Source organism: Lacinutrix sp., assembly GCF_023299985.1.
GTDB lineage: Bacteria > Bacteroidota > Bacteroidia > Flavobacteriales > Flavobacteriaceae > Lacinutrix.
In genome coordinates, this window is the sequence record NZ_JALZVX010000148.1 from 1 (window position 1) to 9,107 (window position 9,107).

The 9,107-nt window shown below is 30.3% G+C and carries 9 protein-coding genes; 3 read left to right on the forward strand and 6 right to left on the reverse strand.

The annotated features are described in order from the left end of the window. A partial coding sequence (gene gldG, locus Q0C58_RS07955; protein ID WP_366841485.1) for a gliding motility-associated ABC transporter substrate-binding protein GldG occupies positions 1-1,995 on the forward strand: 1,995 nt, incomplete at its 5' end. Between the two features lie 110 nt (positions 1,996-2,105). Beyond that, positions 2,106-3,224: a DNA polymerase III subunit beta gene (gene dnaN / locus Q0C58_RS07960; RefSeq protein WP_290699748.1), complete on the forward strand. Its 1,119-nt coding sequence runs from the start codon at positions 2,106-2,108 to the stop codon at positions 3,222-3,224. Positions 3,225-3,403: 179 nt separating this feature from the next. Here dnaN and Q0C58_RS07965 read toward each other — a convergent pair whose 3' ends face one another. From Q0C58_RS07965 to Q0C58_RS07990, 6 genes are all read right to left on the reverse strand, one after another. Continuing rightward, positions 3,404-3,742 (reverse strand): DUF4870 domain-containing protein, encoded by a 339-nt coding sequence (locus Q0C58_RS07965; protein WP_290699750.1) that lies wholly within the window; start codon positions 3,740-3,742, stop codon positions 3,404-3,406. A 116-nt stretch (positions 3,743-3,858) separates the two neighbouring features. Further along, positions 3,859-4,275: a DUF6691 family protein gene (locus Q0C58_RS07970; protein WP_290699755.1), complete on the reverse strand. Its 417-nt coding sequence runs from the start codon at positions 4,273-4,275 to the stop codon at positions 3,859-3,861. 4 nt (positions 4,276-4,279) lie between these two features. Beyond that, a complete protein-coding gene (locus tag Q0C58_RS07975) occupies positions 4,280-4,834 on the reverse strand; it encodes a YeeE/YedE thiosulfate transporter family protein (protein ID WP_290699759.1) in 555 nt (184 codons plus the stop codon). Positions 4,835-4,844: 10 nt separating this feature from the next. Next, positions 4,845-6,263: an MBL fold metallo-hydrolase gene (locus tag Q0C58_RS07980; protein ID WP_290699762.1), complete on the reverse strand. Its 1,419-nt coding sequence runs from the start codon at positions 6,261-6,263 to the stop codon at positions 4,845-4,847. Between the two features lie 64 nt (positions 6,264-6,327). After that, complete coding sequence (locus tag Q0C58_RS07985) at positions 6,328-7,122, reverse strand: sulfite exporter TauE/SafE family protein (protein WP_290699765.1); 795 nt, start codon at positions 7,120-7,122, stop codon at positions 6,328-6,330. A gap of 330 nt (positions 7,123-7,452) precedes the next feature. Beyond that, on the reverse strand, positions 7,453-8,220 hold the full coding sequence (locus Q0C58_RS07990; RefSeq protein WP_290699774.1) for a M90 family metallopeptidase: 768 nt from the start codon (positions 8,218-8,220) through the stop codon (positions 7,453-7,455). An 84-nt stretch (positions 8,221-8,304) separates the two neighbouring features. Between Q0C58_RS07990 and Q0C58_RS07995 the strand changes: the two genes are divergently transcribed. Then, complete coding sequence (locus Q0C58_RS07995) at positions 8,305-8,961, forward strand: HAD family phosphatase (protein ID WP_290699768.1); 657 nt, start codon at positions 8,305-8,307, stop codon at positions 8,959-8,961. Positions 8,962-9,107 lie beyond the last annotated feature (146 nt).

Consider the following 9,107-nt stretch of genomic DNA (forward strand, 5'->3'; position numbering starts at 1 on the left):
AGTACTTTAGGCTCTTATTTTGGTCTCTTATTTTTAGTTGCAGCTTACACAGCAATAGGTATCTTCTCCTCTACTTTAAGCGATAATCAAATTGTTGCTTTTATAATTGCTGTTTTTATTTGCTTTTTCTTTTATGTTGGTTTTGAAGGTTTAGTGGATTTTATTGGACCTTGGATCGATCAGTTTGGTATGAGTGCTCATTACAAAAGTATGAGTCGTGGTGTTTTAGATACGCGAGATATTCTTTACTTTTTAAGTGTTACTGCTTTCTTTATATTTTTAACCGTAAAACGTATTAATGCTGAAGGTTCTCAACCTATAAAATGGTTACAACTTGCTATCTTACCTATTGGCTTAATAGTGTTAAATGTTATCAGCTCATCTTTTTATCAACGTTTCGACTTAACTTCAGATAGTCGTTATACACTTAACCAAGCGTCTTTAAATGTTATAAAAGACGTTGATTCTCCAATTGTAATAGATGTGTTTTTAGAAGGTGACGGTTTTCCTTCAGAATTTAGAAGATTGCAAACCGAAACCAGACAATTATTGGAAGAGTTTTCGGCTTACAATAGTAATATAAAATTTAAATTTATAAATCCTATTGAAGACGAAGCTACACGAGAGCGAAGTATTACACAACTTACAGATCGTGGATTAAGACCAATGCAAGTAAGCGTTCAAGACAATGGTAAGCAATCGCAACTGGTGGTTATTCCATGGGCTTTGGCAAGTTATAATAACCAAACAATAGATATTCCTTTAGTAAAGTATAAAGTGAATGCTAACCAACAGGAATTGGTAAGCAACTCTGTACAACATTTAGAATATGCGTTTGCAGATGGATTAAGTAAACTAGTAAACCCAAAACGTAGAAAAATAGCAATATTAAGAGGTAATAATGAATTGCCTGATCTTAAGATTGCAGACTTTTTAACAACACTAAAACAGTATTATTACATTGCGCCTTTTACCTTGGATAGTGTGGTTACTAATCCACAAAAAACTGCTAAATCTCTAAATTCTTATGATTTAATTATTGCTGCAAAGCCAACAGAAGCATTCTCTGAAGAAGAAAAATATGTACTAGACCAATACACCATGAATGGTGGAAAAAGTTTGTGGTTAATTGATAGAATTAACATGGAAAAGGACAGTTTATTTAATCCTGAAGGCAAAAACGTTGCTGTCTCTAGAGATTTAAATTTAACCAACTTCTTTTTTAAATATGGAGCACGTATTAATCCTGTATTAACAAGTGTTAAAAGTCAAAATATTGGTAGAATTACTTTAGAAACTGGACAGGATGAAAGTTTAAAATTACAGCACTTTAGATGGCCTTATTCACCTTTAGCTCTAAGCGATGTTAACCACCCAATAACAAATAACATCAACTTTGTTAAGTTTGACTTTGCTAACCAAATAGACACGCTTAAAAACGATATAAAGAAGACTATTCTACTTAAAAGTGATAAGCCAAGTCGTTTAGAAGGTACACCTAAAGAAATTAGTTTAGGTTTTGCTTTACAAGAACCGCCTTCAGAATTATTTACTAAAGACAGGCAAAACCTTGCTGTACTGTTGGAAGGTGAATTTACTTCGGTTTACAACAATCGTGTGAAACCTCTTAAACTTGGTACTGATAAAACTAAAAGTTCTGAAACAAAAATAATTATCATCGCAGATGGTGATGTTATTAAAAACGATATAGATAAAGGCAGACCAACCACTCTTGGTTTCGATAAATGGACAAAAGAAACCTACGGAAACAAAGAATTCTTGCTCAATGCAGTTAACTATCTTTTAGATGATGACGGACTTATAAACATTAGAAGCAAAGCTGTAGAAGTTGCTTTTTTAGATCAAGCAAAAATTGCCAAAGAGAAAACGAAATGGCAAATTATAAATATCGTGCTTCCGCTATTGTTTCTAGGGCTTTTTGGTGTTGTTTTTAATTTCTTCCGAAGAAAAAAATACTCAAAAAAAGCATTATAAAATTTCCGCATTCGCGGAAACAGACTGTTAATAAGTTTGTTTCAGTTTTAGACTGTTAAACTCTATATTTGTAGTAATTAATTATTCAGAAATTAACGACCAAAATACATATGAAGTTTATAGTATCAAGTACTTATTTGCTTAAGCAATTACAAGTTTTGGGAGGTGTAATAAACAGCTCTAATACTTTACCAATTTTAGATAATTTTCTTTTCGATATTGATAATAACTCACTTACTGTTTCAGCTAGTGATTTAGAAACAACAATGTCTTCAACATTAAATATAGAAAGCGATAGCAAAGGAAGTGTTGCTATTCCTGCACGTTTATTATTAGATACTTTAAAAACATTTCCAGAACAACCGTTAACGTTTACAGTAGAAGAAAATAACACTGTAGAAATTAGCTCTAATCATGGTAAATACGCTTTAGCTTATGCAGATGGCGCAGAGTTTCCTAAAGCTGTAGCACTTGAAGATCCAAGTAAAACTACTATTGCTGGAAATATATTAGCAACTGCTATTAGTAAAACTATTTTTGCTGCTGGAAACGATGATTTAAGACCAGTAATGAGCGGTGTTTTCTTTCAGTTTTCTACAGATAATTTAACGTTTGTTGCTACAGATGCTCACAAGTTAGTAAAATATACACGTGAAGATGTTAGTGCTTCTCAAGTTGCAGAGTTTATTATGCCTAAAAAGCCTTTAACTTTATTAAAAGGAATTTTAGCTGCAAGTGATGACGATGTTACTATTGAGTACAACGATTCTAACGCAAAATTCACTTTTGAAAACACAATATTAGTTTGCCGTTTAATTGATGGTAAATATCCTAATTACGAAGCAGTAATCCCAAAGGAGAATCCGAATAAATTAAGTATCGATCGTTCTCAGTTTTTAAGTTCTGTAAAGCGTGTGAGTATATTTTCTAATAAAACTACACACCAAATTCGTTTAAAAATTGCTGGTGCAGAACTTAATATATCTGCAGAAGATATTGATTATTCTAATAAAGCTGAAGAGCGTTTAACTTGTGATTATCAAGGTGACGATATGCAAATTGGCTTTAACTCTCGTTTTTTAACAGAAATGTTAAACAATCTTACTTCTGGTGAAGTACAATTAGAAATGAGTATGCCTAACAGAGCTGGTATTTTAACTCCTGTTGATGGATTAGATGAAGGTGAGCATGTAACGATGTTAGTGATGCCTGTGATGTTGAATAGTTAAAAACAAAGGGTGCTAACGTTGGAAAACAGACGTTTTCTAGATATTACTAGCATAAATTTTAACACAACAATAATTATATAAAATAGAAACGCAACCCATAAAGGTTGCGTTTTTCTTTATCTAAAAATAAAATTCAACTAACTAACAAAATTAAAAGATAAAGTATTTGTTATCGAGATTTAGTTAATAAATCTATAGCTCAATGGATATGTTGGGTTTTCTCCGTTATTAGCTTTTATAGCGTTAATTATTGGAAACAATATCGAAACTACTCCTAATACTATAAATCCTAAAAGACCAAGTCCAAATAATAAAATTAATGGAATACAGATAATGAAGTTTACAATTAAACTTAATTGAAAATTAATAATTTTCTTTCCTTGTTCGTCTATTTGGTAATCCTCGTCCTTTTTAGTAAACCAAATTACTAAAGGAACTATAAGTCCACCAAAGCCTGTAATGGCTGTTAATAATTGACTTAAATGTGTGAATACTAATAATTGTCTGTCTGTGTGCATAATGTTGTGATTTTTTGATGATTGATACTAATAAGACGCAGACAAATTGAAAATGTTACATGTAGAAATGTAAATTATTTTCAAAATAATAAATAAAATAGATTTAATTCTTAATATTAATGCGGTAGTTTATCCTTTAAAACACCATACAGAAACGTTCCTAAAAGTGCTCCTAGTATTAATACTAAAATACTTGGTAATGCTGTACCAAGTAAAACATACATTGGTCCAGGACATGCACCTGCTAAAGCCCAACCTAAACCAAAAATAATACCACCAACTATGTAGCGTGTAAATCCTTTTTCTTTTGGAGTAATATTGATTTCTTTTCCACTAAAATCTTTAGCTTCTGTAGACTTTAAAAACTTTACTGCTATTATTCCTAAAGCAATAGCAGAGCCAATAATACCATACATGTGAAAGCTTTTAAACTGAAACATTTCGTAGATACGAAACCATGAAGCAACTTCAGATTTAATAAATAATATGCCTAAAAATAAGCCGATAACGAAAAATGATAGAAACTGTTTCATATGCTTAAAAAATTAAAGGAAATATTAAATGAATCATTACTAAACCACCAATAAAAAAACCAATAACTGCAATTAAAGACGGTAATTGTAGGTTGCTTAATCCAGAAATAGCATGACCAGATGTACAACCTCCAGCATAACGCGCTCCGAAACCAACAAAAAAACCACCAATTAATAGAATAGAAAAACCTTTAACAGTTAGCATACTTTCTAAACTAAACAACTCTGTTGGCAAAAAAGCAGTATTAGTACTGTTAATTCCTAATTCTTGAAGCTTAACCAAAACCTCTTGATTTATTTGTGGCGCAGTTGGCGATAAAAACTGTAAGGCTATAAATCCACCAAGTATAACTCCTGCAACTACATACAAGTTCCAAACATCTTTTTTCCAATCGAATTTAAAAAAATCGACCAACCATCCTGCTCCACCTATTGAACACATGGTTCTAAGGCTTGAAGACATGCCAAACTTTTTACCCATTTTAATAAGTAAAAACATGGTTAATGCAATTAAAGGTCCAGCCACATACCATGGCCAAGTGCTATAAATTAAATCCATATAATTTTAATTATTTCTTTAAAGTTGTTGGGCAAACAAAATCTGATACAGGAATACCAACATTTTTAATGGCTCCCATTCCTCCTGCTACATCTACTAAGTTATGAATCCCTCTGCTTTTTAAAATTGAGGCTGCAATTACAGAACGATAACCACCAGCACAATGCACGTAAAATGTATCGCTTTTAGGAAACTCTGCTAAATGCGAATTTAAATCACCTAAAGGTGTGAAATTTGCATTCTCAATATGTCCAGCAATAAACTCACTTTCTTTTCTTACATCGAAAACTGGAATTTTATCTTTTTCTAATCTTTCTTTAAACGCTTCAGCTGAAATAGATACTAAATCGTCTGTTTCTTTTTTTACTTCCTTCCATGCTTGTAATCCACCTTCTAAATATCCTAAAGTATTATCGAAACCAACACGAGACAATCTTGTAATTGCTTCCTCTTCGAAGCCTTTATCTACAACTAATAATAATGGTTGTTTTATATCTGCAATTAAAGCACCAACCCAAGGAGCAAAACCACCTTTTAAACCTATAAATATAGATCGTGGAATGTGTGATTTTATAAATTCTGATTGATGACGTACGTCTAAAATAAGTGCTTCTGTTTTATTAGCAGCAGCTTCAAAAGCGTCTGGAGATAATGCTTTTGTTCCTTTTTTTATAATTTTATCGATATCCTCGTAGCCTCCTTCCTTATTTAGTTGCACATTTAAAGGAAAATATTTTGGTGGTGGTAATAAACCATCGGTTAGTTCTTTAACAAATTCGGCTTTAGTCATGTCTGCACGTAAAGCGTAATTCATTTGTTTTTGGTTACCTAAAGTATCTACGGTTTCCTTCATCATGTTTTTTCCACATGCTGAACCTGCTCCATGACCTGGATAAACTGTAACATCGTCTGCTAGAGGCATAATTTTACTACGAAGACTATCAAAAGACAGACCTGCCAAATCTTCCATCGTCATATCTGCTGCTTTTTGCGCTAAATCTGGTCTTCCAACATCACCTAAAAACAAAGTATCACCACTAAAAATAGCATGGTCTTTACCGTTTTCATCTTTTAACAAGTACGTTGTACTTTCCATGGTGTGACCAGGAGTGTGTAATGCTTTAATAGTTAATTTTCCTAGCTTAAATTCCTGACCATCTTTAGCAATTATAGCAGCAAAAGATGGGTTTGCTGTTGGTCCATAAATTATTGGAGCACCTGTTTGTTTGGATAAAGTTACATGACCTGAAACAAAATCTGCATGGAAATGTGTTTCAAAAATATATTTAATTTTAGCATTATTGTCTTCCGCTTTAACAATATAATTTTTCACCTCTCGTAAAGGATCTATTATAGCTACTTCACCTTCACTTTCTATGTAATAAGCACCTTGTGCTAGGCAACCTGTATATATTTGTTCAATAATCATTTTATTTTTTTTTGTTTTACAAATTTACTAATGTTTTTAATTATTACTTATAACCTTTATTATATTAAAATAGTAACTCTTTGGATAATATATAGAATGACATTAATAAAACAAACCATCCAAAGCTCTTTTTTAGTTTTTTACTAGGTATAAATTTAGAATAATAACCACCAACTAGAATACCGAAAATTGTTAAAGATGAAAATGATAATAAAAAGTACCAATCTATTTCTAGTAATTGAACATCACCTAAAAAACCAATTAAAGAATTTATTGTAATAATTAATAAAGACGTTGCAACAGCTTTTTTCATGTTTAAACCAGACCAAAGCACTAATGCTGGGACATATAAAAATCCTCCTCCAGCTCCAATTAATCCAGTAATAATACCAATTACAATACCTTGAAAAAAGGTTTTGTAATATGGTAGTTTACTTTTAGTTGTATTATTTTTTTGCTTAGATTTAATCATTGAGAAAGAAGCGAAAAACATAACTATTGCAAAAAATAACATGATTGACATGTCTTTAGTTATAGAAAAGTCTCGATAATTAAATACAATTTCTGGAATAACAGGTACTAAAAAGCGTCTTGTAAAATAAACCGCTAAAAGAGAAGGAAATATAAATATTAAACCTGTTTTAAAATCTACTAGACCTTTTCTATGCTTCTGTATAACTCCTACAAAAGAAGACGAGCCTACTACAAATAAAGAATATGCAGTTGCAATTATTGGATTAAAACTTAAAAAATAAACCAATAATGGCACTGTTAATATAGAACCTCCTCCACCTATTAAGCCTAAAATTGCTCCTATTACGAAAGCGCATAAATATGTAACTACTTGGTTAAAGTCCATTGTTTAATTATCTAAGTATTTTTAATTCTTAAATATGTATTTGTAAGTTATGGATTAAAAATTTTAAGTTTATTATTTAAAGTAAAAGTTTTTAATAAATAGCCATATTATTTAATGTTTACTTTTAACATTGAAAATATAACCTAAACAAATTTAGTGTTTTTGAAATTTAAAAAATGTATCTAATGTTACACAATCTTATATTACAAGTTTACCATATTATATTTTGTTTTCGATTTTTATAACAAATATTCATGACAAAATATTGTTTGAGTCTACAATTAATAAAGGCACTACATTCTTATTTAAAATACCTGCTTAACAACCATTTTATTTAGATTGCTGAAAACAAATTGACAACATTTTATATAATTCTGGATGTTTTTGTTTAAATAATTTAGGTCTTTCAAAAAAATATTCTGAGGCTACAGCAAAAAATTCTGTTTTACTTGTTCCTCCATATTTTCTAATATCTGAGGTGTCGTTATTAATAGCTTCCATTTCTTTATGCATAAGAGATAACCAAGGTTCAATAAACTCTTTACCAAGAAAAAGCTCTGGAATGCCATCTATTTTACCATCCATTTTATCTAACAAGTGAACAAATTCGTGTACAGGTGTGTTATGCTTATCTGTTTTATTTTTAAAAGCTAATCTTATTGCTTTTTTAGAGAGTACCATTTGTTTATTAAAACGTCCTGTACCAACCATTCCAAGTATTCTTTTGTTTTTATCTGCTTTAGAGAATTGCAAATCTTCATTAAAACTGTCTGGATATACTATAATACCAGATAAGTTATTATAGCTCCAATTTGAGAAACCAAACACAGGAATAATTCCGCTAGAAGCAATTAGTATTTTGTCTAATTCTTCAATCTCTGTATTAACGCCATCAATATGAATTTCACTTAAAAAAAGCATCATCCTTTTTCTAAATATAGTTTGATCGTTTTTAGATAGATTTTTATAAAAAAGTACGTGTTCTTTTAATAAGCTGTGCCAATGCTTTGGAACCGCTTTAACATTTTTAGCTTTTACTATATAAAAAGCATAGATTACAAAAATTACAAATACTATAAAAATAAGAGTATAAATCATGACATTAAATTGTACTTGCAAAATATTCTAATTTTTAGAGAGAAAAAAATATATACTATAACTTATCTTCGCACAAAAAACAAAATGTTAAAAGCAGTATTATTTGATATGGATGGCGTAATTGTAGACACAGAACCTCTACATAAAAAAGCCTATTTTTTAATGTTTAACGCTTTTAAAATTGATGTATCCTTGGAGTTATACGAGTCGTTTACAGGACAGTCTACAATTAATATTTGTAAAAAATTATGTGATATATTTAAGCTTGATAACGCACCAGAAGATTTAGTAAAGAGCAAACGCAAGTACTTTTTAGGTCTTTTTGAAAACGATCCAAGTTTACAGCTTATAGATGGTGTTTTAGAGCTAATAAAAAATTATTACAGCAACGGTATAACATTAGTTCTTGCGTCTTCTGCTTCTATGTTTACTATAGATAATGTGTTTAAACGTTTTAATTTAAATCAATATTTTAAAGCAAAAATTAGTGGTGCAGATTTAAAGGCTTCAAAACCACATCCAGAAATTTTTGAAAAGGCTGCTGAATTAGCTGGTTTTGCAAGAAATGAATGTATTGTTATTGAAGATTCTACCAATGGTATAAAAGCAGCAAAGGCAGCAGGTGTTTATTGTGTAGGTTACAACAGTTTACACTCTAAAAATCAAGATTATAGCTTAGCAGATATAGTTATTGATGATTTTTCTAAAATATTTTATAATAAAATATCTAGTGCGTTTTAAACCAACTATTAAATTTTTATTTTAATAGTTGTTGTGTAGCTCTTTTAATTTGGCACTATCTCATAAACTGTGTAAGTTTCAAAAAACTCAGGATTGAATTCAATCCTGAGTTTTTTTATTTTATTAACTTTAAATTTTACACACTT